The sequence below is a fragment of the Chryseobacterium sp. UNC8MFCol genome (assembly GCF_000482305.1).
Classification (GTDB): Bacteria; Bacteroidota; Bacteroidia; order Flavobacteriales; family Weeksellaceae; genus Chryseobacterium; species Chryseobacterium indologenes.
On record NZ_AXUZ01000017.1, the window covers coordinates 32,408 to 58,544 of the forward strand.

Here is a 26,137-nt window from a genome sequence, read left to right on the forward strand (position 1 = left end):
CTGAAGCAATGTTAAAAAAATCTTCAAACAAAAATCTCAATTCAGCAGCAATGGTAAAGTTGAAAGAAGCTGCGTCTGAGAACGAGAAAATGGTGTATGCTATGCTGGAATCTTCAGAAGAAGGACTCAGCGAAAACACGGTAAAAGACCGTTTAAAAATTTACGGTAAAAATGAAATTGCCACCCAAAAGGCTCCCTCATGGGTAAAGCAATTTGCCCATTCATTCTTCAATCCTTTCAATTATATTCTGGCCTGCATTGCTTTGATTTCATTATTCATTGATGTTATTCTGGCTCCGGCCGAAGAAAAGGATCTCAGTACCAGTATTATCATTTCGGTAATGCTATTGTTCAGTACTATCTTGAGATTCATTCAGGAGTTCCGAAGCAATAAGGCTGCTGAAGCTTTAAAGAAAATGGTTAAAACAAGCTGTCTGACCAAAAGAAAATTTAAAGAAAACGAAGAAATTGAAATTACGGAAATTGTTCCTGGAGATATCGTAGTTCTTTCAGCCGGTGATATGGTTCCTGCCGATTGCAGAATTATGAAAAGCAAGGATCTTTTCATCAGTGAATCTATTCTCACCGGAGAAGCGCTTCCTGTAGAAAAAAATGCATTTCCTGTCCATGATGCTAAAGACAAAAATCCTCTTACCCTGCAAAACATTTGCTTCATGGGAACCAATGTGGTAAGTGGCTCTGCAACAGTTGTTGTTGCCAACACCGGTATTTTCACGTACTTCGGGAGCATCAGCAGAAGTCTGGTTTCCAAAAGACCAGAAACTGCTTTTGACATTGGAGTTAATAAAGTAAGTTTTTTGCTGATCCGCTTTATGCTGGTAATGACGCCCGTTATTTTTCTCATCAACGGATTGGTAAAGGGTGACTGGATGCAGGCTTTATTATTCGCTATTGCGGTAGCTGTAGGACTTACTCCGGAAATGCTTCCCATGATTGTTACTGCCAATTTAGCAAAAGGAGCGGTCAACATGAGTAAAAAGAAAGTGATCGTTAAACGGTTAAATGCCATTCAGAACATCGGGGCTATGGATATCCTTTGTACCGATAAAACCGGAACCCTGACTTTGGATAAAATTGTTTTGGAAACTCACCTCAACGTTCGCGGTATTGAAGATGATGAAGTTCTGAAATGGGCTTACCTCAACAGTTTTCATCAAACCGGTCTCAGAAATCTGCTGGATCAGGCAGTCCTTGATCACGCAGAAGTTCATCATCTTTTGAAAGCCGATGAACTTTATCTGAAGGTAGATGAAATTCCTTTTGATTTTGAAAGAAGAAGAATGTCTGTGATTTTGAATACGTCCAAAGGCAAACATCTGATGATTTCCAAAGGTGCTGTGGAGGAAATGCTTTCTTTATGTAAATACGCTCTGGACCCCGGAGAAGACCATAGTCTGCATATTGAGAATGATAATATTGTTCCATTGGATGATCTGATGAAACAACAGATTATCAAAATGTCTGAAAAACTGAATGCAGAAGGATTAAGAGTTTTACTGGTTGCCATCCGTGAATTCGATGGAGATCATCCGCTGAATTATTCCGTATCGGATGAAAACAACCTTACGTTAACCGGTTTCATAGGCTTCCTTGACCCCGCTAAACCTTCTGCGGCACCAAGTATACAGGCGTTACATAAATTAGGTGTTGAAGTAAAAGTGGTGACCGGAGATAATGATATTGTAGCCAAAAAAATATGCCATGATGTAGGAATTCCTGTCAACACCATTATGCTGGGAGATGAATTGGATAACATCAGTGATGAGGAATTAAGTAAAGATATGGAGCTTTATTCCGTTTTTGCCAAAGTCAGCCCTTTACAAAAGCAGCGTATTGTAAAAATCCTCCGTTCAAAAGGACATACTGTAGGGTTTATGGGTGATGGGATCAATGACGCGGCAGCCATCAAAGAAGCCGATGTAGGTATCTCAGTAGATACCGGAGCAGACATCGCGAAAGAAAGTGCGGATATCATCCTGTTGGAAAAAGATCTGATGGTACTAAGAAGCGGAGTGATCTATGGCAGAAGAACCTTTGGGAATATCGTAAAATATATAAAAATGACAGCCAGCAGTAATTTCGGAAATATGTTCAGCATGATTGGAGCCAGTGCGTTACTGCCGTTTTTACCAATGCTGCCGTTACAGATTTTAACCCAGAATTTACTGTACGATGTATCCCAATCTTCTATTCCTTGGGATACGATGGATAAAGATTTTCTGGAAAAGCCAAAAAAATGGGAAGCCGGTAGCATTAAAAAATTCATGCTGTACATCGGGCCGCTAAGTTCCATTTTTGATTACGTGACTTTTGCAGTGATGTTCTTTATTTTCAAAGCCAACACTCCCGAAAACCAAAGTTTATTTCAGACGGGCTGGTTTGTGGAAGGATTATTATCTCAGACCTTGATTGTGCATATTATCAGAACGAAAAAGATTCCTTTCATCCAAAGTTGGGCTGCCGCTCCAGTAGTTGCTTTAACCAGTATGATTATGCTGATCGGAATAATGATTCCTTTTACCCGGCAGCTTCCTATCTGAAAATGCAACCGTTGCCTTTAGCTTATTTTCCTTACCTCATCGGAATTCTTACAGGCTATTGTATCCTCACTCAGTTTGTGAAACAATGGTTCATTAAAAAATTTGGACAATGGCTCTGACAGGCGATTCTAATAGTTTTCTAATAACTTTCTAAAGACTTTCTAACGGACTATCAGAAACGTTGAAAATACCTTTGCGGCGATAAAAGGGGTTTAAAAAATTCTAAAAACACAATAAAAGCTTGAAAATAAAAATCTAAAATTTAATTCCTTGTTATAAACATTTTATATGAGAAGAATAATAGTAACAGTAATACTTTTGGCAGTTGTTACATCCTGTAAAAATTCCAAAAGTGAAGACACTCAGAATCGGGATTTGCAACTGAACGGGAATAAAGTCACCGTTCCTGAAAACAATCCTGTTTTCAAAAAAATAAAAACCGAAGTCGTTTCTGAGCAGGAACACAGTGATGGTGTTGTTTCTGCGGGAACTATTCAGGCCATTCCCAATCATTATGCTGAGATTGCAAGTCCTTTTTCAGGAAGAATTACAAAATCTTTTATTCAGTTGGGGCAAAATGTATCTGCAGGCAGTCCGCTATTTGAGATTCTTTCTTCCGATTATTTTGCGGTCCAGAAAGACTACACGGATGCTTTGAATGATGTGCAGCTTGCAGAGAAAAATTATAAACGTCAGCAGGATCTTGTCAAACACGGCGTAGGAATACAAAAAGAACTGGATGAAGCGGAGACGGATTTTAAAAATAAAAAAACTTCCCTGTCAAATGCTACTTCCGCTTTAAAAGTCTACAACAGCAAAGGAGGCGGCATCGGAAGTCCTCTTATTGTAAGGGCTCCGATCAATGGAGAGATTATTTCCAACAAAATCGTTAACGGTCAATATCTGAAAGGAGATGCTGATCCGGTGATGATCATTGCTGAACTTTCTAAAGTATGGATTTCAGGGGATGTTAAAGAAAAAGATATCCGCTTTGTCAATACAGGAGACCATGTATCGGTAAAAGTAAGTGCCTATCCGGACAGAAACATTACAGGGAAGGTATATCATATCAACGAAATCGTAGACGAGAATACACGAAGCATAAAAGTCCTCATTGAGTGCGATAACCCGGACAGAAAATTAAAACCCGGAATGTATGCTACCGTTAATTTTTCAACAACTCCCGTCCGAACGGTCATGATTCCAGTTACCGCATTAATGCAGCAGGACAGCTCACAGTATGTATGGATAAAAACCGGTAAGAATCAATTTGCCAAACGCTCCGTCACCACCGGAGAAACAGATCAGAAAACAGTAAGAATTACCTCAGGATTGAAACCGGGAGATACCATCATGACTGAAGGGGGAATTTATATGCTGGATGCAAAATAATGTCAATGAAGTTAAAGGTATAAAGCCAGTAAGAGATGTCGTCTTTTAAAACTTTATACAAAAATTAAGAATTATGAAGCAATTACTTACAATCTCTATACAGAAGAGATGGCTGATGCTGGCCCTCTTCGTCTTACTGGGGTTTTTCGGATATTATTCCTGGACCAAATTATCAGTGGAAGCCTATCCCGACATTGCCGATGTTACCTCTCAGGTTGTAACACAGGTTCCGGGACTGGCGGCTGAAGAAGTAGAACAACAAATCACCATTCCGCTTGAACGCTCATTAAACGGGCTACCGGGAATGCATGTGATGCGAAGTAAAAGTACTTTCGGGCTTTCTATTATTACAATGGTTTTCGACGATGGTGTGGATGACTACTGGGCAAGGCAGCGTATCCAGGAAAGGCTGTCTGATGTGACACTGCCTTATGGTGCACAACCGGGTCTTGACCCGCTAACCTCCCCTATCGGCGAAGTCTATCGTTATATTATTGAAAGTAACAACCACAGTTTACGCGAGCTGACGGATTTGCAGAAATTCGTTATTATTCCCCGCATCAAACAGGTGTCAGGGATTGCAGATGTCACCAACTTCGGAGGAATCACCACCCAGTTTCAGGTTGAACTGGATCCTCACAAACTCGAACAATACGGGCTTTCATTATCTGAAGTAACCGAAACGATTTCTAAAAACAATGTCAGTGCCGGAGGAAGTATGCTTCCCCGAGGAAATCTGGCGTATGTTATTCGTGGAATAGGTCTGGTAAAAGATTTGAACGATCTCGGGAAAATAGTGATAAAAACAGAAAACGGTGTTCCTGTCTTTCTGAATGACGTTGGAACCTTAAAATACGGGAACCTTGAAAGAAAGGGAATTCTTGGCTATACTGACAGAAAACGAAATTATTCCGAAAGCGTGGAAGGTATTGTTCTCCTGCTGAGAGGCCAAAACCCGTCGCAGGTACTGGAAGGTGTTCATCAGGCAATCGAAGAATTGAATAATGAAACCCTGCCGGCAGGAGTAAAAATCCATCCTTTCCTGGACAGAACGGATCTTGTGGATACGACCCTGCACACTGTTTCTCATACTCTGACAGAAGGAATTGTACTGGTTATTATTGTCCTCATTGTTTTCCTCGGAAGCTGGAGAGGTGCTTTACTAGTGGCTATTACCATTCCTTTGTCGCTGTTATTTGCATTTATCCTGATGCATTTTACCAATATTCCCGCGAACCTTCTTTCTCTTGGAGCGATCGACTTTGGAATCATTGTAGACGGTGCCATCGTGATGCTGGAAACCATCCTTAAAAAAAGAGAAGATAACCCTGAAGAAGCTCTGGAAGAAAAAACAATTACCAAAAGAGTGATTGAGGTAGCCAAACCTATTTTCTTTTCTACCATTATCATCATCACGGCGTATCTTCCATTATTTGCTTTTGAAAGAGTAGAGAAAAAATTATTTACTCCCATGGCATTCACTGTAGGATATGCTTTATTCGGAGCCCTTGCCGTGGCGTTGCTCCTGATCCCGGGAATAGCGTATGTTATTTATCGAAAACCACAAAAGATCTATCATAATAAGTGGCTGGAAAAAATAAGTACTGCCTATGGAAAAAGAGTAGAAAAAATAATGAAGGCTCCCAGAAAAGTCATTCTACCTGTAAGCATCGTCCTATTATCTGCCGGAATTTTATCTTACACCGTAGGAAAAGATTTCCTGCCCGAACTGGATGAGGGTTCTATCTGGCTGCAGGTACAGCTTCCACCGGGAATTTCTCTTGCCAAAGCTAAAGAAATGAGTGATACCTTACGGGCCAGAACTTTAAAACATTCGGAAATTACCTACATGATGGTGCAGGCCGGACGTAATGATGACGGAACAGACCCATGGACCGCTTCCCACTTTGAAGTTTCCGTAGGAATAAAACCTTACGACCAATGGCCATCCGGAAAAACAAAAGCAGACCTGATCAAAGAGCTGGCTGCCGACTATAAAGATATGCCTGGATTCACTGTAGGTTTTTCACAACCGATGATCGACGGGGTAATGGATAAGATCTCAGGGGCGCATAGTGAATTGGTTGTAAAGGTATATGGCGATGATTTCAAAGAAACCAGAAGAATTGCGGAAAATGTTTTATCAACATTGCATAAAATTCCGGGTTCTGCCGATCTAGCTATTGACCAGGAACCTCCGCTGCCCCAACTTCAGATCATTGCCGACAGAGATAAAATCGCACAGTATGGCTTAAACGTAGCTGATGTTGCCGATCTCATTGAAGTGGCACTCGGAGGAAAAGCTATTTCCCAAATTTTTATCGGAAATAAAGTCTATGATATTTCCTGCCGATACACAGAAGACAGCCGTGATACTCCCGATAAAATCGGAAACCTGATGCTTACCTCTGCTACCGGAACCAAAATTCCATTATCACAGGTGGCAGAAGTAAAATTAAGCACAGGGGAAAGCACCATTACCCGTGAAATGAATAAACGACATCTCACGGTGAAGCTTAACCTGCGCGGTACCGACCTTTCTTCTTTCCTGAAAAAAGCTCAGGATCAGATTGAAAAGGATATTACCTACGACCATGAAAAATATCAGATCAAATGGGGTGGTCAGTTTGAAAACCAGAACAGAGCGTATTCCAGGCTGGCATTTATTGTTCCGTTGGCATTGGCGGTTATGTTCCTGTTATTGTACGGGGCATTCGGAGACTTTAAGCAGGCTTTGGTTCTGATGTCGATTGTTCCGTTGGCTTTATTCGGGGGAATGCTTGCCCTCAATATCCGTGGAATGTCCCTGAATGTATCTTCAGCAGTAGGATTCATCGCTTTATTCGGGGTTGCTATACAGAATGGAGTGATCATGATTTCCCATATCAATGACCTGCGAAAGAAAGGTTATGGCCTCAAAGATTCAGTAATCAAAGGAGCTCATGACCGTTTCAGACCGGTACTGATGACGGCAACTGTTGCGGTGATCGGTCTATTCCCGGCATCTCTGGCAACAGGAATCGGTTCAGATGTACAACGACCTCTGGCTACAGTAATCGTTTACGGACTGATGTTCTCTACTATTTTAACCCTTTTCGTGCTACCGGCTATTTATTATATGGCAGAACGTCGCAATGAAAAACAAAATCCGGAATCACATGAAGCAATTATATATGAAGAGTAAAATTCATTTTATCATCGCCACTGTCATGGTAATGAGCCTTACAGGAATGGTAAAAGCACAGGAAAAGGAGCTTTTGCGTTTTGATGAATACCTGAATCTGGTTGGAAAGAAAAATCTCGGATTTGCCTCCCAGAAATACAATGTGAGCATGGCAGAAGCAGCCATCCGGACGGCCGGTATGTTTCCGGATCCCCAGCTGGAAGTGGAAACAACCAACAACGGGGTGAATAAAAATATGGGGTATGTGTATGGCACTTCCGTCGGATGGACCCTGGAACTGGGTGGTAAGAGGAAAGCAAGGGTGAATCTTGCTAAAGACCAATCAGAGCTTAGTAAAATACAATTAGAAGATTTTTTCAGAAACCTGAGAGCCGATGCAAGCCTAGGATATGTGGATGCTTTAAAATCAAAATCATTGCTTGAAGTACAGCAGGATTCTTACAAAAATATGCTCCAGTTGGCAAAATCCGACAGTATCCGTTATCAATTAGGAACTATATCGCTGGTGACTTCAAAGCAGAGTAAATTAGAAGCGGCATCCCTGCTCAATGACGTCTATCAGGCTGAAAGTGCTGAACAACAGGCATTAACTAATCTTTCTGTATTTATTAGTGATCATAAAACAACAGGCAGAGATGTAGACGGAGATTTTAACGCCTTCAACAGAGAGTTCAATATTGATGACCTGATGCTTCAGGCACTCAATGAAAGAGCAGATCTATTGGCGGCCAGACAAAATACACAGGTAGCCAAAAGCCAGATCAATCTTGAAAAAGCGAATCGTGTGATCGACCTGGGACTGAGTGCCGGGGCAGAACGTCATACGGAAGCCACCAACGAAATTGCTCCTTCTCCCACAGTAAATGCCGTAAAAGTAGGCGTAAGTATTCCTTTAAAATTTTCCAACAGAAGAAATGCCGGATTGAAAATAGCTGAAATGGCTCACTCGCAGGCTGAGGTTGAATATCAACAGATCGAACAAGGAATACGGGCTGAAGTTATGCAGGCTTACCAACAATATACGGCCACTCAAAAGCAGGTAAAACAATTCCACAACGGAATGCTCAGTGAAGCAAAAAGTATCCTGGATGGTATTATTTACAGCTATAAAAGAGGAGAAAGCTCTATTCTGGAGGTTCTGAATGCACAACGTACCTATAATGATGTAAGAAAGGATTATTACCAGGCTCTTGCAGACAATGCTGCGGCATTAATAGAACTTGAGCGCCGGGCAGGGATCTGGGATATCGAGTTTTAAGGTAGTGGGAAAAAACGGAGAAGGACGAGGGAGTTTTTTCAAAACCGGGCATCAAATGAAGACCTAATTTGTTGCTTTGTGTAGCCCGAAATTTTTCCTCAAAAGGCTAGTATTTCTCAATAATACAAAAAAGGTTTCCAACTTCCCTCTTCCCGCAAATAACAATCCCTGGAATTGTAGAAATTCCAGGGATTTTTTTATTTTTTATACTGAGATTCATACATGCTGATCCAGTCTTCTACCGTCATTTTTCTGCTCAATTCACCGATTAATTCAAAAGGGATATCTTCCACTTTTTTAAAACGAACACAGGATTTCCCCATGTCCAGTTTTTTCTTTGAATGTTTAGGATATTCAGCCACAAACCAGTCCAGAAGCTCCGGTGTAGAATATAGCCCCATATGATATAAAGCAATAAAATTCTTCTGGGAAGCCAGATTGATAAACGGCAAAGGGGTATTGGCAGCACAATGATAACCGGCAGGATAGGTTTTCAACGGGACCGCCCATCCTATCATTCCATAACTGGGATTTTCTTCAAAACCGTTTGGTAAATTCTGATTGATGGTATTAAAAAGCTTTGTAAAAGCCTCTTGTCTTTCTTCAGGAATCTTTGAAATATAATCTTCTATGGATACGGCTGGAATCTGCATGATTTTTTTTTCTAAAGTACAATTATTTTATAAAATTGTATACACTAAACATCTGAACATCCTTACCGTTTTTTTGTAAGAACATCATTTTGTTAACGTTAGGAACATACTGAATCATATTACCGTCTGCAAACCCATAATTCTGAAAGAAATTTCCTCCTTTATAAGTAAGATTTACTTCCTGGGGTTTCAAAGTGGCAAAATCAAAAACTTTCATAGAAAAGCCGGTGTTTCCAAATGCTCCTTTAGGATAAAATGTAGAAATATAAAGGTTATTTCCTGATTCTGTCACATGAATTCTTTTTCCCGTAGAAGCTCCCGCTGCCACAAACTGTGTCACATCACCTTCTTTATTAAATTTCATCAGCATTCCCGCTTCCAGTTTATATACAGGATCCGGAAAACGATTCATAGCTGTAGGCATCGGTCTCGTTACCGTTTCCTGCTGAACAGCCATTAGAATATCCTCTCCTTTGATGATGGTTTTGATGACTTTCACATCGTTCATATCTTTATCACCTCCCAAATTGGTATTGCTGATCACTGCTTTCCCGGACTTCATATCATAGAACATCACCGTTCCAAATGTGCTGGCACCAATAGTCACTGCAGCTTTTTTTCTTCCGAAAGAGATCAGATAATCATTATCATTTTTACTGACCGCATATAGCTTTTCAGGAATGTATTTATCATCAAAAGGAAGGTCTTTATCTTCTGTATTGGAAAGTAATTCCAGTTTATAAGACTCTTTCCAGCCGGCAGCTTTACGCAATACGACAATTTTTGCTGAATTGGTCAGTGCAAAAGATTTTTCCACATAGTCACTACTCAAGGTAATTTCTTTGTTCCAAACGGGAGAAAGCGTTCTGAGATCCAGGACAAGAACATCATTGATATTTTCTGTTTTTTTATTTGCAAATCTGTCATTAAAGATGGCCGCGTATTTTCCATTTTCTGAGAAAAGAACATAGGTAGTTCCGGATCTGTTGGCAGATTCAATGCTGTACTTTGCGATACTTTTTGTCGTAAAAGTTCCGTCTTTTTTACTGAAAACATGCTGGAAAACTTCCTTTCTGTTTTCTTTTCCAAAGTACTCTTCCGTGAATGCTACGAACTTATCATCATCAATCTGTTGTGATCCTAAATAATTATGAAGTACTCCATTGGTTTTGTTAGCGTAATCTTTAGTGTAAGTGTCAACCAGACTTCCGTTCTGATCCAGTTTTCTCATCAGTAATTTCTTGTGAGGAAACACATTTCTCATTAGCCCGTCAATATTGATTGCACTGAACATATAAGAACTGTAATCATCGGCCAATACTAGTTTATCATCAGTTTCAAGGTTGGCATCTACGGTAAATTTTGTACCCTCAGTTACTTTGGTCTGGGCAAATGAGTATACAGAAGCCGTCATTAATGCGGAAGCAATAATTTGTTTAATCATATTATTTTCAAATTCTTAGTTATTGTAAATTTTTTCTTCTAATCTCTTCAGTTCAAGATTAGCATCGTAGGACAATTTGATATCAACCAGATGTTCCTGTAATTCGTTTAGATATTTTTCTGCTTCCTGATAATTTCCAAGGGCAATATTCAATCGTATCAGATTAAAATAAAGGTATTCACCGATCTTTTGATTGTAAGCCGCTTTTTTATCCTGGTAATTTACTTTTGTCAAAGCACTTTTCCAGATATCAATGCCTTTCTGCATATTTTCCATAGCCACTTTATTGGGAGCATAATCAGGTTTTGCCTGAAGTTTTTTCAGGTTGGTTGTAACGTAGATATAGGCTTTTTCCAGATCATCATATTCTCCTTTATTCTTTACAGTAGACAATGTCACCATAGAATTAATGGTCTGATATCCGAAATTATCATTAATAATATTCCGTGTACGATCCATAGTTCTCTGTAAGAAACTTTTTTCCTGAGCATTCAGGTTGATCTCATTGGTAGGCACGCTCGCTACTTCCGTAAAATCGGAAAAATAAGTTTTATCAAGCTTTACAGCTCCATTTTGTTTCCCGATAATTCTGGTTGGCTGGTTGGCAAAAGTTTTCCCCTGGTTATCCTGAAAATTTGTTCTCTCCATTTCAATGGAAATGTCCAGATAATTTCCTCCTTTTGAAAAACCAATCACATTCATTTGAGAAGCCAGGATTTTATTGTCCACGATCAATGCCTCTTTTAAATCAGGCTGTCTGTAAACCGGCACCGGCGGGATATTCAGTACAGGTCTGGAGGGAATTCTCAATACCGGACCACCATTGTTTGTTGCAATTTTTTCAACCGCTGATAATTTACTGTATTCAGCAGACTCCAGTTTATATTTTTCCTGAAGTTTTTTTACTTCTGCATCATAATCCTTCAATCTTTCTGCATGCTCCAGCTTGGCAGACTCCACATTGGCCTGATAATTATCTACCTGTCTCTGGTAATCTTCTTTGGATTGTTTGATAACATCATCCTTGGTAATATTGTAAGGTGATTTTACGGTGATCGTATAATTTCTGTTGGCAAGATCTGTAGCGAAAACAGGTTCTTTTAACAATTGAAAACTGATGGTCTCCTTATCAATTCGCTGTGCATGCGAAAATGATGAGCACAATAACGGAATTAAATAAAATAGTTTTAATTTATTCATGGGTTTTGTTTTTTCGGCGCAAATGTATAATAATTTCATCAACTTAATATCAAATAAGGTATTAAATCAATTCTTTTCTAATTTTTATAAAAAAGACAGCCATTAAGTTGGCTGTCTTATGAAATTATTAATCTTCAATACTATTTTTTAATGGCCTTTACTGTTGATTTGGAGCCATCTTTAAAGTAAAGGGTTACAAAATATAATCCGGTACCAAGCTCGTTTAAATCAATTTGCTTTGTAAAACCGTCAATACTTTTAACTACTCTACCCAATGCGTCTCCAACAGTTATTTTATTCACATCCTTAGTATCGGAAAGGTATAAGATATCTTTAAAAGGATTTGGGTGAATATTTATCTTAGGTGTCGTTGTTTTAACTTCAGAAGTACTTAACTGTGCATTTTCGACAATAAAATTATCAACATAGAAGTTATAATCCGGGGTATCATCTACCGTTCCGTCTGTTCCGTAAAAAGCAAATACAGTATTAGCCCCGATATTATTGACTAAATCATAAGTATATTCATTAGAAGTATTGGAAGGCGTATTGCTGGTACCCCAGGTTTTCAGGATGTCCCATGTACTACCTCCATCATTGGAAACCATGAAATGAATTACATCATCAGAGCCCATTGTTGAAGCCGCAGTTCCGGAGTAGGTGGTTACTCCAAAATTAAATTTCGCTCTGTAGCCGCCGGCAGAAAGATCAAAAGGAACAGTCTTTAGCCATCCTATCGTATTGGTTGAATACAGATTTATTCTTGCTGAGCCGGTAGTACCAACGTTGAGGAACCCGTCAGCAGTCCAGCTGCTTCCATTTCCTGTTGGTCCCGTAGCCGGTGTTCCTCCTGTAAGATTCTCCCAGCATGAGCCCGGGAAGCTGGCAAAATCATTAGTATAAGGCGGGATCATTGCTCCGCACAACGTTTTAAATGTCCCTACAAATGACCATGAGCTTTGTCCTGTTCCACCACTACAGTTTGTTCTTACCCAGTAATAATAGTTCGTACTTGGAGATAAATTTCCGATAGTATATGACGTTCCGGTAACTCCGGGATAATTTGGCACAGCACTGCTTAGTGGAGTTGTAGCACTTGTACTATAATATATATCATGACTCGCAGCCTGAGTGCCCGCAGGAACCGTCCACGAAATCAGAGCAGAATTGGCAGTAATTGCTCCTACCGAAGCTAATGTCGGAGCAACGCAAGTACTATAAGCATCCGCTGAAAATGCAAATATATTGGCAACACCGCTACTGTTTGTTTTGGTAATCGTAACACTTTGAATAGGTTTGTTTTGATTAGCCGGATCAATATTTAAAACTGTTTGATATAATCTTGGATTCGTTGTACTGGCCTCCAAGCTGTTTGTATTCCTGAGAATCCTTCCTATTCCACGGATAGCGTAATTATTGCCATCATACCAATCCGGAACACTTTGCCCTGTAAAAGCCTGAGAGGTATTATCCGTAAAGTTTACTGTTATATTGACTGTAGAAGCCCCACTTCCACTCGTTGAAAGCATATATAATTTAAAGGCTGCTACAGGGTTTGTAAAAGTAATGGTACCCGTATTACTACCTGTGTTACTACTACTGATTCGCAGTGAATTGCTTCCACTTAAATCTCCAAGCTGAAAGGTTAAGCCGGGCGTTGAAGCCACAGCAGAATTAATAATACCGTCAGTCGGAATACCATAAGTAAGAGGAACACTGGTAGCAGTAAGCTGAAAATCTCTTGCTACAAAATTGTAAGAAACTCCGTCAACATCCAAGGTCGTAGATGCATTGGCAGCACCTATTCCGTTGGCAATTACATCTTCCGTATACCCTGACTGTACAGGCATCGTTTGAAAATTTTGAGCCATCATAAAAGATGCAGAGAAGAAACCAATCACAGGCAATGCCCTAGAAAATAAATTTATTGTCATATTTTTCATATTTGCTTTGAAAATTAATAAAAATATTAATATAAAAATAATATTATTAATAAAAATTCAACATTTAACGAAAAAATATTAATAATAAATTATAAAAAATAGAACAACTTTTAATGAGTAAAAAGCAATCCGGAAATAAGATTCACTTCTTCTGCTCTTAATTTTATTATTGAGAAATTAAATCCTATTTTTGTCATACAAATTTTTAAACAATGCCGAATATTTCAAACAGAGCACTGCACATGCCGCCATCGCCGGTAAGAAAACTGGTTCCTTTTGCATTACAAGCAAAACAGAAAGGAATAAAAGTATATCACCTTAATATCGGGCAGCCTGATATTGAAACTCCGGAAACAGCTTTAAACGCTTTAAAAAATATTGATTTAAAAGTATTGGAATATGCACTTTCTGAAGGCAATATCGAATATAGAAAGGCCCTTACTGAATATTACCATTCACTAGGTTTTTCAGATTTGACACCGGATAACTTCATGGTAACGAACGGAGGTTCTGAAGCCCTTAATTTTGCTATTTCCACCTTATGCGACGAAGGGGATGAAGTTATTATTCCTGAACCTTATTATGCCAACTATAATGGCTTCACAAGTACATTCGATGTGAACGTAGTTGCAGTACCTTCTACTATTGATACAGGATTTGCCCTTCCGCCGGTAGAAGAATTTGAGAAAAAAATTACAGAAAAAACAAGAGCAATCATCATCTGTAATCCGGGTAACCCTACAGGATACCTGTATACCCGTGAAGAACTTCAGCAACTTGCTGAAATTGCTTTAAAATATGATATCGTCATCATTTCTGACGAAGTATACAGAGAATATGTATATGACGGAAAACAGCAGGTATCTATGCTTGACTTCCCTGAATTAGCAGAAAACTGTATCATTATCGACTCTGAATCCAAGCGTTATTCTATGTGTGGTGTAAGGATCGGATGTATGGTAACCCGTTCAAGCAAAATCCGTAATGCAGCAATGCTTTTTGCTCAGGCAAGACTAAGTCCGGTTCTTCTGGGACAAATTGCAGCAACAGCAGCTCACCAGAATGATGGCCCGTACATCAGAGCTGTAAGAGAAGAATATACTCACAGAAGAAATGTATTGGTAGATCTTCTGAATGCTATTCCGGGAGTAATCTGTCCTAAGCCGAGAGGTGCTTTCTATTGCGTTGCCGAGCTTCCGGTTGACGACACAGAAAAGTTCGCACAATGGTTACTTGAGAAATATTCGTTGAATAACGAAACCATTATGGTTGCTCCTGCAGGAGGATTCTACAGTGATCCTGAATTAGGAAAAAAACAGGTAAGAATTGCTTACGTTTTAAAAGAAGAAGACTTAAAAAGAAGTGCTGAAATTCTGAAAGAAGCTTTAAAAAAGTACAGAGAAGAATTTAGCCTTTAAATTATACAGCATGCCGACAACAAAAAATCTCCATCTGAAAATCCTGTTTTCGATCTTTTTGCTGTCGGCATTGTTTTCTTGTGACACCAAACCGCAGAGGCCACCTGCCGCTTCCAAGAATTCGGATGAGATACATTCGATCAGTATATCTCATATTGGCGGAACTTTAGGAGAATACACCATTATAAAAGTCACAAAAGATTCTGTTTTTGCTGAAAAAGGAGCCACCATCAATCATACTCACCAGCAATGGGTTTCGGCTATCAGCAATGATACCTGGAAGCGACTTATATCGTCCATTAACGTTAAAGATCTGGATGATATCAAAAGTTCGCCAAGTCAGCAGTCGGTAGACGGAATTGATGAAACCTTCCAGATCCGTACTCCTAAAAAAGCTCATATCTACGTTAATTCTTTTGCAGATACTGAACATTATAAACAACTTCAACAGTTTAAAGAACAATTAGACAACATTCTTCCCAAAGAATACCAATAAACATGCAAGAAAATTTTTCCTTACAATCTTATAATACTTTTGGTGTTGATGCCAACACTCAATATTTTACAGAAGTAAAAAGTATTGAAGAACTAAAAGATGCACTTACGTTTTCAAAAGACCAATGTTTACCCATTTTGTTTTTAGGCGGCGGAAGTAATATCCTTTTGACAAAAAATTTTAATGGCCTGGCTGTTAAAATCAACCTAAAAGGAATATCCGAAGAGATCATTAATGAAAATGAGGTTCTCGTGACCGCAAAAGCGGGAGAAAACTGGCATGAATTTGTGATGTACTGTTTGCAGAAAAACTTTGGCGGACTGGAAAACCTTTCTTTGATACCGGGAAATGTAGGTACTTCACCCATGCAGAACATAGGTGCTTACGGGACTGAGATTAAAGATACTTTTGTCAGCTGTAAGGTCTTGGATGTAGAGAATCTTGAAATCAGAACATTCAACCTGGAAGAATGTAAATTCGGCTACAGAGATTCCATTTTCAAACAGGAAGGAAGAGGGAAATACGTTATCCTGGAAGTCTCTTTTAAACTGACTCAAAAAGATCACCATATCAAAACAGAATATGGGGCCATCAAATCCGAACTGGAACATTTAAATATTCAGAACCCCACTATTCAGGATGTTTCCAGAGCTGTCATCAATATCAGACAGAGCAAACTGCCGGATCCCAAACAAATCGGAAATGCCGGAAGTTTTTTTAAAAACCCGACGATTCCTCTGGCTCAATTTGAAAGCTTACGACAAAAATTTGAAAATATCCAGGGCTATCCAAACGGAAATATGGTAAAAGTCCCGGCCGGATGGCTGATTGAGCAATGTGGATGGAAAGGTAAGCAAATTGGGAACGTTGCTTCTCACAAACTTCAATCCCTGGTCATTGTCAATGCGACAGGAAAAGCAACCGGACAGGAAATTTTTGATTTCTCCACCGACATCATCAATTCTGTGAAGGAGAAATTCGGAATAGAGCTTGAGCGGGAAGTGAATATTATTTAAATAGACAGGGCTGAATCAATAATGACTCAGCCTCTTTTATTTTTTAGAATTACCACTAATGCACGAATGAAATAATCCGTTTAATAGTGGTAATCTATAGAACCTCTTATCAAAATTTTCAGGCTTCGAACAAAATTTATAAAATGTTTTTTATGCCAAACCACAACAAATCCATTCTTCTCTAATTACTATAGTATTTGTATAAATTCTTATTTTAGCTGAAAATAGAAGCACAATATGAAAATAGCGATCCTGGGAGCCGGAAATATGGGACTTTCTTTTTCAAAATCATTTTTGAAATATGAACTGATCAAACCTGAACATTTACATCTGATTATCAGAAATGAGGAAAAAAAATCAAAAATAGCTGAAGAATTTCCCAAATCTAAAATTTCCACTTTTGAAGAAGTAAAAGACATCGATGCCGACCTGATCATTATTGCGGTAAAGCCACAGGATTTTCAAACGGTTGCCCAAAATATTCAGTTTACTTTAAAAGATAATCAGATGGTTTTATCTATCATGGCAGGGATTAATATCGGTAAAATTCAAACATTACTGAATCATCCTCTTGTGGTAAGAGCAATGCCCAACTCTCCTACTCTTCTTGGAATGGGAATCACAGGATACACAGCTGCAGAAGGCATTTCCTTTAGTCAGCTCATCAATATTGAGAGATTACTGAATAGCACAGGAAGGTCTGTTTATCTGGAAAATGAAGAACTTCTGGATGGCGTTACTGCGCTGTCAGGAAGCGGGCCGGCCTACTTCTACTATATCGTTGATGCCATGATTAAAGCAGGAATTGAAATGGGCATTGAGGAAAACCTGTCTCAACTTTTTGTAAAGCAAACCATGCTGGGTGCTTACCACCTGATCAACAATTCTGAAAAAAATCTTGAAGAACTGATTAAAGATGTAGCATCCAAAGGAGGTACTACTGAAGCGGCCTTAAAAACATTTGAAGACAGTAATTTTAAAGGGATTTTACAACAAGGGATTCTGAACGCCGAAAAACGCGCTAAGGAACTCAATAACTAAATCTTTTTTCAATTTTTCTGTAAAGCAACCATCCTGCGTATGCACCAAAAGTATTCAGGATAATATCATCGACTTCAAATATTCTCATTCGGGTAAAATACTGAAGCGCTTCCACAATCACAATTGCTGATATAAATGTAAAAATCAGTGGTGTTACTTGTTGCAATCGGGGGAAAAACCAGCCCAGAAACCCAAAAGGAATAAACATCACCACATTTCCCAAAACAATAGTGACCATGTTTTTCCAATCACTGGTCCCCCGGATAAATTTTATGGTTGAAAAAACCGGCTCTATAGTAATCAAATGATCTTCATACCGGAATCTGCCCATTCCTAAAAACATAAGATACAGCAAAAATAAAGTATAGGGGATAATGATAATTTTATAAAATTTCTTTCCCATCAGGTGCTAAGATATTCATTTCAAAAACATTAAATTTGTATATTAAAATAATTTAATGAAATACGTATTACTTACACTTATTTCAGCAATGCTGCTGTCGGTTTCATGGCCAACTTATGGAGTTCCGTTTTTTATATTTTTTGCCCTTGTTCCCCTTCTGATGATGGAACACGGAATCTCAAAATTTTCAGATTATAAAAGGAAAAGCTGGATGGTTTTCGGACTTTCTTACTTGTGCTTTGTGATCTGGAATATCGTAACTACAGGCTGGTTGTATGGCTCAAAAAATCCGGATGGCAGCCATTCTATGATGGCCGTGGTATTTCCGGTACTGGTTAATTCTCTTTTATATTCTCTGGTTTTCCAATGTTATCATTGGTATAAAAATGCACAGGGAACCTATTGGGGATTGGCTTTTTTCGTAGCGATCTGGATGAGTTTTGAAAAATTTCACCTCGGATGGGAGCTGACATGGCCATGGCTTAATTTAGGAAATGCGTTTTCAGAATACCCTAAGCTGATTCAATGGTATGATACTCTGGGCGCAACCGGCGGAAGTTTCTGGATTTTATTGATCAATGTTTTAATATTTTATACAGTCAGAACTTTTGAAGCCGGGAGAAAAAGAAAAGACCTGATCAGAAATTCATCTATTGTCCTTGCTTTAATTGCCATTCCTATGGTTATTTCAGTGATCAAATACAATAATTTTGACGAAAAACCGTCAGGGCAGGTCAATGTACTGATGTTACAGCCTGACCTTGATCCTTATGCTGAAAAATATTCCAAAGACAGTCTCACTATTGAAAATGATCTTTTGGCACTGGCTGAAAAGAATTCAACCGGTAAAATCGATTATTATCTTGCTCCCGAAACAGCACTTCCCGGAAGAGGTTCTATCTCTGAAACAGCTTTTGAAAAAAGCTTATTATTGAACAATCTCAAAGATTTTCTAGCCAGACATCCTGGATCTGTATTTACAACGGGAATTTCATCACATCACTTATATTTTAATCCTTCAGCAATGCCTAAAGAAGCTTACCAGATCAATCAGGGAGTTTGGGTAGCCAGTTATAATACGGCCATTCAGGTGGCACCGAATCAGAAGGTACAGGTTTATCATAAAGGAAAACTGGTTCCCGGAGTTGAGATCTTCCCTTACATGAGTGTTTTAAAGCCTTTGCTAGGTGATGCCATGCTAAATCTGGGCGGTACGGTTGCTTCTTTAAGTACAGACAAAGAAAGAGTGGCTTTTTCCAATCCTTACAATAAAGGAAAGATTGCTCCGATTATCTGTTATGAAAGCATTTATGGCGAATTTGTCACGGATTATGTAAAAAAAGGCGCCAACTTTCTCGGTATTGTAACCAATGATTCATGGTGGGGCGTAACGGAAGGACACAAGCAACTTTTATCCTATGCAAGATTAAGAGCCATTGAAACACGAAGAGAGATCGCCCGTGCCGCCAACAGTGGAATTTCCGCACACATCAATGCAAAAGGTGAAGTGGAAGCCGATACCTTCTATGGTGACCAGACCGCCTTATTTGCAAAAGTTAATCTTTACGATACCCTGACTTTCTACTCGAGAGCGGGAGATATTTTATCCCGATTTTCAATATTTGCTTTAGGGTTTTTATTGTTTTATTATTTAATTAAATGGTTTCAGGCCAAGACAAAGAAAGCATAGTAAGATCACAATATATTTATACATCCAATATAACCTGCGTCATTTGCAAAATCTTAGGGAGATTAAATAGACTCCCGGCGGTTGAGCAGATGACGGAGTTTTTTATTTATTAGACATATTCCTAAGCAAATAAGAAAATAAAAAAAAGAAAAGCCAGCTGGACGTCTGGCTTTTCTCATTGATAGAAGATAGAATTGATTCAATTACTTAATCGTAAGTTTCCTCGTGGTTATTTCGTTTTTTATCTTCAGTTTTAATAGATATACTCCTTTAGGTAAGTGAGAAACGTCGATAGACTGATCTCCTTTTAACATGATATTCAGTTTCTTTCCGTCCATTGCATACATTTCAGCTTCCGATGCCTTTTCTCCCCTAATAAATACTTTATCTGATGTGGGATTAGGATAAATACTCACCTGATTTCTTATCGTTTTAACTTCAACAGTTCCCAATGTACCTGCCACGGAAGGATCAGAATATGCTTTTGATGCATCAATTGATCGTACACTCCAGAAAACATTCTGAATAGCCGGATCAAGATCCAGGAACCATGAAGGAGTAGTTACCACATATTTTGCAATATCCTGCCCTCCCTGGGTAGATCCCACTTTAATTTCATATCGCAGTGCATTCACGGGTGTCTTATCATCAGATGCTCCGCTCCATGTAAAATTGAATCTGTTGCCTGTTTTTGTAAGATTAAGGCTGGTAGGTGGGGTTGGTTTCATATTGACCTTTGCAGAAGTATTTTTAAAAAGTTTTGTCAAAGACGGCAGATCCGAATGGGTCCAATCAAATCCTCCCAACAAAACATCCAAATGGTTATCATTATTAAAATCAAACAACTGCAATACTCCAGGGCCTCCCAGATGATACAAACCGGTAGCAGTTTCTTCAGCAAATTGTTGAGAAGACGGATTATATAAATACGTTTTAACAAAAGCATTATAATCTACATTTCCGGATACGATAAAATCATAATATCCGTCGTCATTCAAATCGCCCACACTTACTGAAGCATCAGAAACTTCGGGCATATTGATGTGCTGAGCCGTAAGAATACCTGTTCCGTCATTCATCAGCACAGCAAAATAGCCATTGTCATTTTCATCTTTACCTATCACGACAATATCCTGAAAACCATCTGCATTGAAATCAGCGAAATCAATTTTACCAACAGAAACAGGATCCAGATCTTGTGTCGGAACCAATGTTCCTCCCTGATTCATATATACTTTAGACACCGGAAAACCTTCGATATCTGATCCGATAACGACCAAATCAAGAAGATGGTCATTATTCAAATCAACCACTTTAAAGCTTCCGCTCTGGGTTCCGTCCACCCAGTTTTCAGTCATGTTGAAGCCTGCTCCAGTATTTTGATAAAAATCCAGAGTATTTCTGAAGCCACCGCCATGAGCATATTGTGTCCCATTGACTGCATAATCCGGTTTTCCATCATGATTGAAATCAAAAACCTCCATAGATCCGTAAATTTTTCCGGGAAGCTCTTCCTCTTTTACAAAAGCTGAGCCTGTATTTCTGAAGCGGTATTGTTTGTAATTAACAACATCCATATAGCTCAGACCGGTAGAAATAATATCCATTAATCCGTCATTATTATAATCGATAAATTTGATATCTCCAAGATGGGTAACTGCGCTCAAACCAGCATAGGGAGACAATACTCCGCCATTATTTACATATACTTCATTAAACGTCTGATCTACATTCCCGTCTCCATCTGAATCTATTGCTCCGTTAAACACAATGTCCTGTGTACCATCATTATTCATATCAGCAATATCTGCTGCTGAATAATAGAAATTCGTCATTCCTGTTTGTACTTCAGTAAAGTTTTGTGCCGTTACAGCAATAGGAAGCATCGACAATAGAATATAAATTCTCCTCATAATTATTTTTATTTAGATTAATTAAAAACAAAGATAGGATATTAAGTTCGCCGGACTAAAAAGTGGCAGTATGAAATATATCAGCCCTGATTTTCTGCGAGATCCCGATAATTCGGATATTTTAAAAATTCAATATTATTAATCAGTTACTTATTTGCAAATATTTTCCAAAAGATTTGTCTATCTAAAAAATTCTTCGTTATTTTGCACTCTCAAATATTATACAAATAAGAACATCGAGATATGTCAAGAATTTGCCAAATAACAGGAAAGCGTGCAATGGTTGGTAACAACGTTTCTCACGCTAATAACAAAACGAAGCGTCGTTTTGAAATTAACTTATTAGAGAAGAAGTTTTACCTTCCGGAGCAAGATAAGCACGTAACACTGAAAGTATCAGCTCATGGATTGAGAGTGATTAACAAGATTGGAATCGAAGAAGCTATTGAAAGAGCTACTAGAAACGGATTGATTAAAAAGAATTAATAAATCATGGCAAAAAAAGGAAACAGAGTTCAAGTAATCCTTGAATGTACAGAGCACAAAGAAAGTGGTATGCCGGGAATGTCTAGATACATTTCTACAAAAAATAAAAAGAACACTACAGAGAGATTGGAATTGAAAAAATACAATCCTGTTCTTAAGAGATCTACCCTTCACAAAGAAATCAAGTAATTTATAAATATAATTTACAATGGCAAAGAAAGTAGTAGCAACCCTACAAACTGGGTCTAAGAAAATGACTAAAGTGGTGAAAATGGTTAAGTCTTCTAAATCAGGAGCTTACATTTTCGAAGAAAAAGTAATGAATGCTGACGAAGTTGACGGTTATTTGAAAAAATAATCAGTACTTTGTTTACAATATAAAAAACTACTCATATTTTGGGTAGTTTTTTTGTTATCTTTGTTCACCAGATTATTAATCAGTAAAATATGAAAAAGATTCTTGCTCTGTTCTGCACAGCAACTTTTCTATTTTCATTCAGTCAGAAAACGATGAACCCTGTAGAATATAAAAGTTCGCCAAAAGTTTTCAACATTAAAGGATTATCGCAATCAGTAAGCATTGATTGTGGCAGTTCCCAAATGATTTTATTATCCGGGCAGGTTCCTTTGGATCCGGAAGGCAACCTGGCGGGAAATACCGTAGAAGAACAGAGCCGTCAGGTTTTTATGAATATTGAAAACATCCTGAAAGAATACGGTGGTACAGGTAAGGACATTATAAAACTCGGAATTTTCATCAGAGATATATCCAAAACTCCTGATTTCAGAAAAGTGAGAGATTTGTATATTAATCTTGAAAACCCTCCTGTAAGCAGCCTTATAGAAGTAAGCAGGCTTTTCAGAGATGACGTTCTTATCGAGGTGGAAGCCACAGCAGTGATTAAAAATAAATAAGAATAAACTAAAACAATGAGTTGGTTTAAAAATATTTTCAAAAAGGAAGAAAAAGAAACACTTGACAAAGGGTTGGAAAAATCCAGTCAGGGTTTCTTTGAAAAAATGACGAAAGCCGTAGTCGGTAAAAGCAAGGTGGATGATGAGGTACTTGATGATCTTGAAGAGGTCCTGATTGCATCCGACGTAGGCGCCTCTACGACCATCAAAATCATTCAACGAATTGAAGAACGTGTCGCCAGAGATAAATATGTTGGCGTAAACGAACTGGATCATATTCTTAGGGAAGAAATTTCAGGATTACTGCTTGAAAACCCGCATGCGGGAACAGGAAATATTGACACTTCTAAAAAGCCTTACGTCATTATGGTCGTGGGCGTAAATGGTGTCGGTAAAACAACTACTATCGGAAAACTGGCTCACCAGTTTAAATCAGAAGGCAAAAAGGTTGTTTTGGGTGCTGCCGATACTTTCAGAGCAGCAGCAGTTGATCAGCTGGTAATCTGGAGTGAAAGAGTTGGCGTTCCTATTGTAAAACAGGAAATGGGTTCTGATCCAGCTTCTGTAGCGTTTGACACCGTACAAAGTGCCGTTGCCCAGAATGCTGATGTGGTGATCATTGATACTGCAGGAAGACTTCATAACAAAATCAACCTGATGAACGAACTTTCTAAAATCAAAAGGGTAATGCAAAAGGTTATTCCTGATGCGCCTCATGAGATTTTATTGGTTTTAGACGGTTCAACCGGGCAAAATGCTTTCGAGCAGGCAAAACAGTTTACTGCAGCCACGGAAGTGAATGCATTAGCGGTAACAAAACTTGACGGAACTGCTAAAGGAGGAGTTGTTATCGGGATCTCTGATCAGTTTCAGATTCCGGTAAAATACATTGGCGTAGGCGAAAAAATGCAGGATCTTCAACTTTTTAATGGTACGGAATTTGTAGACTCATTCTTCAAGAAAAGATGATGAAAATCATACTTTCCCTTATTTTACTAAACAAATCATTTAAATATTAACAATTAAAAAATTTGAAACTATGGGAATTTTAACTTGGATCTTATTTGGTCTTATCGCTGGAGCCATTGCAAAATTAATCATGCCGGGTACTCAGGGAGGCGGATGGCTTATGACAATTATCCTGGGAATTATAGGAGCGTTTGTTGGAGGATTTATAGGAAGTTTTCTTGGTTGGGGAACAGTTGAAAGTTTCGACTTCAGAAGCATGCTGCTAGCTGTAGGAGGATCACTCATTGTCCTCTGGATCTACGGAATGGCAACAAAGAAAAGCTGATACGTATAAAAAAATAAAATCCCGGGTCTGAAATTCAGATCCGGGATTTTTGTGTACAATATAATTTAGTTAGTTAACCCTAATCTGGTAAGGCATTTCCATTTTAATGTCAGACTGTAATTTTTTGTCTGTGATCTGCTGTAAGATCTCATAATTGGATTTACCTATTTTACTCTTGATAATTCTTGCCGATACATCTTCCTCATTAAGATCTTTGAAGAGCTGTTCTACAGGAGACATTTTCTTAGGGAAAGAATCTACATGATACGATTTTAACCCTGCTTTTTGTGCAGCAAATTTTACGGCATCATTTAAAGTTCCTAATTCATCTACCAAACCGATCTGCTTGGCACGAATTCCGCTCCATACTCTCCCTCCGCCAACATTATCGATTTGCTCAAAAGTCTGCTTTCTGTTTTGCGTTACAAAATGTACAAACCTTTTATACGTACCTTCAACACTTCTTGTCATCATATTTACTCCGTAAGGTGTAACCCCATTTAAACCGGAATAGTACATAGAGTTGGCATTTGTAGCAACAATATCCGCGCGGATTCCGTTTTTACTGGCAATATCTTTATAATAAGGCATTACTCCGAAAACTCCGATAGATCCCGTAAGGGTGTTAGGTTCTGAATAGATCTTATCTGCAGCCATCGCCACATAATAACCTCCTGATGCTGCGTAATCACCAAAAGATACAACCAAAGGTTTTTTCTTTTTCAGCTGTTGCAGTTCAAAAAGAATTTCATCTGAAGCATTGGCACTTCCTCCCGGAGAGTTGATTCTGAAAACGACCGCTTTCACTTTATCATCTTCCTGAAGCTTTTTAATATATTTTACATATTTTTCAGAATGGATGTCATTATAATTATCTCCGTTATTAATAGATCCTGAAGCATATAATATTGCCACTTTCTCGCCTGAACTATCTTCATCCGCATAAGAATTGATATAGCTGGCCAATGATATCTTGCTCAGTTTCTCTTTATCTTTGATATTTAATTTTGCCTTAATCAGATCTTCATATTCTGTTTTCTGAATAAGTTTATCTGCCAGTTTATATTTCAGCCCAAGTTCCGGAATCATCCCATATAAACTATCAACGACTGTTTTAAACTGAAGGGTGTCCATCTTTCTCGAAGCAGCCATTTTAGTGGATGTATTTTTCCAAAGGTCATTTAAAAGGACACTCAGCTGTTCTTTGTTTTCAGGAGAAATATCATTTCTTAAAAAGGGTTCAACGGCAGCTTTAAATTTCCCGTGACGGATAACTTCAATACCGATTCCATATTTATCCGCAAAATCTTTAAAGAAGGCAACTTCAGTAGAAAGCCCCTTAAGCTCTATCCCGCCTGCAGGATTAAGATAATACTGATCAGCTACCGATCCTAAATAATAAGCGGATTGCGAAACTCCATTTCCGTAGGCATACACAAATTTTCCGCTCTTTTTAAAATCTTCAATGGCGTTTCTGATATCATCAATCTGCGTCAATCCAGCATTTAAGTCATCAGCCTCAATACTTATCCCTTTAATATTATCATCAGTTTTAGCTTTATTGATAGCTTCCAACACATCATATAAAAGAACACTCTTGTTTTGAGTTCCGATTCCAAACAGTCCCATTTCTTCTTCTGTAGGACTATCTATAATATTTGTTTTTAAATTAATCGTAAGAACCGAATTCTTTTTCACCACTACCGACTTATCACTTCCCATAGAACTAAACACAAGCAGCATAATGAAAAAGATGAAAAATAAAGCGCAAAGTATCACAATTGCGACTATATTTGCCAAAACATTTTTAAAGAAACTTCTCATAAAATC

General features: G+C 38.4%; 22 protein-coding genes. 15 read left to right on the forward strand and 7 right to left on the reverse strand.

The genetic code is table 11. The features are described 5' to 3' along the window. Positions 1-8 precede the first annotated feature (8 nt). From mgtA to M030_RS0111720, 4 genes are all read left to right on the forward strand, one after another. Positions 9-2,561, forward strand: coding sequence for a magnesium-translocating P-type ATPase (gene mgtA / locus M030_RS24045; RefSeq protein ID WP_228375224.1), 2,553 nt, complete (start codon positions 9-11; stop codon positions 2,559-2,561). A gap of 288 nt (positions 2,562-2,849) precedes the next feature. Then, the gene (locus M030_RS0111710; RefSeq protein WP_027373669.1) at positions 2,850-3,953 is read left to right on the forward strand and encodes an efflux RND transporter periplasmic adaptor subunit; all 1,104 of its coding nucleotides are present in this window, start codon (positions 2,850-2,852) and stop codon (positions 3,951-3,953) included. A gap of 73 nt (positions 3,954-4,026) precedes the next feature. Further along, the gene (locus M030_RS0111715) at positions 4,027-7,137 is read left to right on the forward strand and encodes an efflux RND transporter permease subunit (RefSeq protein ID WP_185097392.1); all 3,111 of its coding nucleotides are present in this window, start codon (positions 4,027-4,029) and stop codon (positions 7,135-7,137) included. Then, positions 7,112-8,395, forward strand: a complete 1,284-nt coding sequence (locus M030_RS0111720) for a TolC family protein (RefSeq protein ID WP_228375225.1) — start codon at positions 7,112-7,114, stop codon at positions 8,393-8,395. The genes M030_RS0111715 and M030_RS0111720 overlap by 26 nt, the downstream gene beginning before the upstream one ends. 197 nt (positions 8,396-8,592) lie before the next feature. Here the strand turns inward: M030_RS0111720 and M030_RS0111725 are convergent, their stop codons facing one another. From M030_RS0111725 to M030_RS0111740, 4 genes are all read right to left on the reverse strand, one after another. After that, entirely contained in the window at positions 8,593-9,048 is a 456-nt protein-coding gene (locus M030_RS0111725; protein WP_027373672.1) for a DUF1801 domain-containing protein, read from the reverse strand. A gap of 22 nt (positions 9,049-9,070) precedes the next feature. Continuing rightward, positions 9,071-10,492 carry a hypothetical protein gene (locus M030_RS0111730; RefSeq protein WP_027373673.1) on the reverse strand — a complete coding sequence of 474 codons (1,422 nt, stop codon included), beginning with the start codon at positions 10,490-10,492 and terminating at the stop codon, positions 9,071-9,073. Between the two features lie 15 nt (positions 10,493-10,507). Then, on the reverse strand, positions 10,508-11,692 hold the full coding sequence (locus tag M030_RS0111735; protein ID WP_027373674.1) for a hypothetical protein: 1,185 nt from the start codon (positions 11,690-11,692) through the stop codon (positions 10,508-10,510). Between the two features lie 140 nt (positions 11,693-11,832). Beyond that, positions 11,833-13,626 (reverse strand): T9SS type A sorting domain-containing protein, encoded by a 1,794-nt coding sequence (locus M030_RS0111740; RefSeq protein WP_165446392.1) that lies wholly within the window; start codon positions 13,624-13,626, stop codon positions 11,833-11,835. A 221-nt stretch (positions 13,627-13,847) separates the two neighbouring features. Here M030_RS0111740 and M030_RS0111745 point away from each other — a divergent pair, with 221 nt between their 5' ends. The 4 genes from M030_RS0111745 to proC all read left to right on the forward strand — a co-directional run bounded on the left by M030_RS0111745 (position 13,848) and on the right by proC (position 17,606). Next, complete coding sequence (locus tag M030_RS0111745) at positions 13,848-15,053, forward strand: pyridoxal phosphate-dependent aminotransferase (protein WP_027373676.1); 1,206 nt, start codon at positions 13,848-13,850, stop codon at positions 15,051-15,053. Between the two features lie 10 nt (positions 15,054-15,063). Continuing rightward, on the forward strand, positions 15,064-15,549 hold the full coding sequence (locus tag M030_RS0111750; protein ID WP_027373677.1) for a hypothetical protein: 486 nt from the start codon (positions 15,064-15,066) through the stop codon (positions 15,547-15,549). Positions 15,550-15,551: 2 nt separating this feature from the next. Then, positions 15,552-16,565, forward strand: a complete 1,014-nt coding sequence (gene murB / locus M030_RS0111755; protein ID WP_194295701.1) for a UDP-N-acetylmuramate dehydrogenase — start codon at positions 15,552-15,554, stop codon at positions 16,563-16,565. Positions 16,566-16,802: 237 nt separating this feature from the next. After that, entirely contained in the window at positions 16,803-17,606 is an 804-nt protein-coding gene (proC, locus tag M030_RS0111760) for a pyrroline-5-carboxylate reductase (protein ID WP_027373679.1), read from the forward strand. On the opposite strand, the gene M030_RS0111765 is transcribed toward proC, so the two are convergent. After that, positions 17,596-18,009: a VanZ family protein gene (locus M030_RS0111765; RefSeq protein ID WP_027373680.1), complete on the reverse strand. Its 414-nt coding sequence runs from the start codon at positions 18,007-18,009 to the stop codon at positions 17,596-17,598. The two genes, proC and M030_RS0111765, sit on opposite strands and share 11 nt — an antisense overlap. Positions 18,010-18,064: 55 nt before the next feature. Between M030_RS0111765 and lnt the strand changes: the two genes are divergently transcribed. Next, positions 18,065-19,699, forward strand: coding sequence for an apolipoprotein N-acyltransferase (gene lnt / locus M030_RS0111770; protein ID WP_027373681.1), 1,635 nt, complete (start codon positions 18,065-18,067; stop codon positions 19,697-19,699). Positions 19,700-19,902: 203 nt separating this feature from the next. Here lnt and M030_RS0111775 read toward each other — a convergent pair whose 3' ends face one another. After that, positions 19,903-21,612, reverse strand: coding sequence for a T9SS type A sorting domain-containing protein (locus M030_RS0111775; protein ID WP_027373682.1), 1,710 nt, complete (start codon positions 21,610-21,612; stop codon positions 19,903-19,905). 243 nt (positions 21,613-21,855) lie between these two features. On the opposite strand from M030_RS0111775, the gene rpmB reads away from it, so the two are divergent. The 6 genes from rpmB (at position 21,856) to M030_RS0111805 (ending at position 24,307) form a co-directional block, all read left to right on the forward strand. Then, positions 21,856-22,098 (forward strand): 50S ribosomal protein L28, encoded by a 243-nt coding sequence (rpmB, locus tag M030_RS0111780; protein WP_002976757.1) that lies wholly within the window; start codon positions 21,856-21,858, stop codon positions 22,096-22,098. 6 nt (positions 22,099-22,104) lie between these two features. Further along, complete coding sequence (gene rpmG, locus M030_RS0111785; protein WP_027373683.1) at positions 22,105-22,287, forward strand: 50S ribosomal protein L33; 183 nt, start codon at positions 22,105-22,107, stop codon at positions 22,285-22,287. Positions 22,288-22,306: 19 nt separating this feature from the next. Next, positions 22,307-22,456 carry a DUF4295 family protein gene (locus M030_RS25285; protein ID WP_072885541.1) on the forward strand — a complete coding sequence of 50 codons (150 nt, stop codon included), beginning with the start codon at positions 22,307-22,309 and terminating at the stop codon, positions 22,454-22,456. An 89-nt stretch (positions 22,457-22,545) separates the two neighbouring features. Beyond that, positions 22,546-23,013, forward strand: a complete 468-nt coding sequence (locus tag M030_RS0111795) for a RidA family protein (protein WP_027373684.1) — start codon at positions 22,546-22,548, stop codon at positions 23,011-23,013. A 15-nt stretch (positions 23,014-23,028) separates the two neighbouring features. After that, positions 23,029-23,982, forward strand: a complete 954-nt coding sequence (ftsY, locus tag M030_RS0111800; protein ID WP_027373685.1) for a signal recognition particle-docking protein FtsY — start codon at positions 23,029-23,031, stop codon at positions 23,980-23,982. A gap of 70 nt (positions 23,983-24,052) precedes the next feature. After that, positions 24,053-24,307: a GlsB/YeaQ/YmgE family stress response membrane protein gene (locus M030_RS0111805; protein WP_027373686.1), complete on the forward strand. Its 255-nt coding sequence runs from the start codon at positions 24,053-24,055 to the stop codon at positions 24,305-24,307. 69 nt (positions 24,308-24,376) lie between these two features. Here the strand turns inward: M030_RS0111805 and sppA are convergent, their stop codons facing one another. Next, positions 24,377-26,131, reverse strand: a complete 1,755-nt coding sequence (sppA, locus tag M030_RS0111810) for a signal peptide peptidase SppA (protein ID WP_027373687.1) — start codon at positions 26,129-26,131, stop codon at positions 24,377-24,379. Positions 26,132-26,137 lie beyond the last annotated feature (6 nt).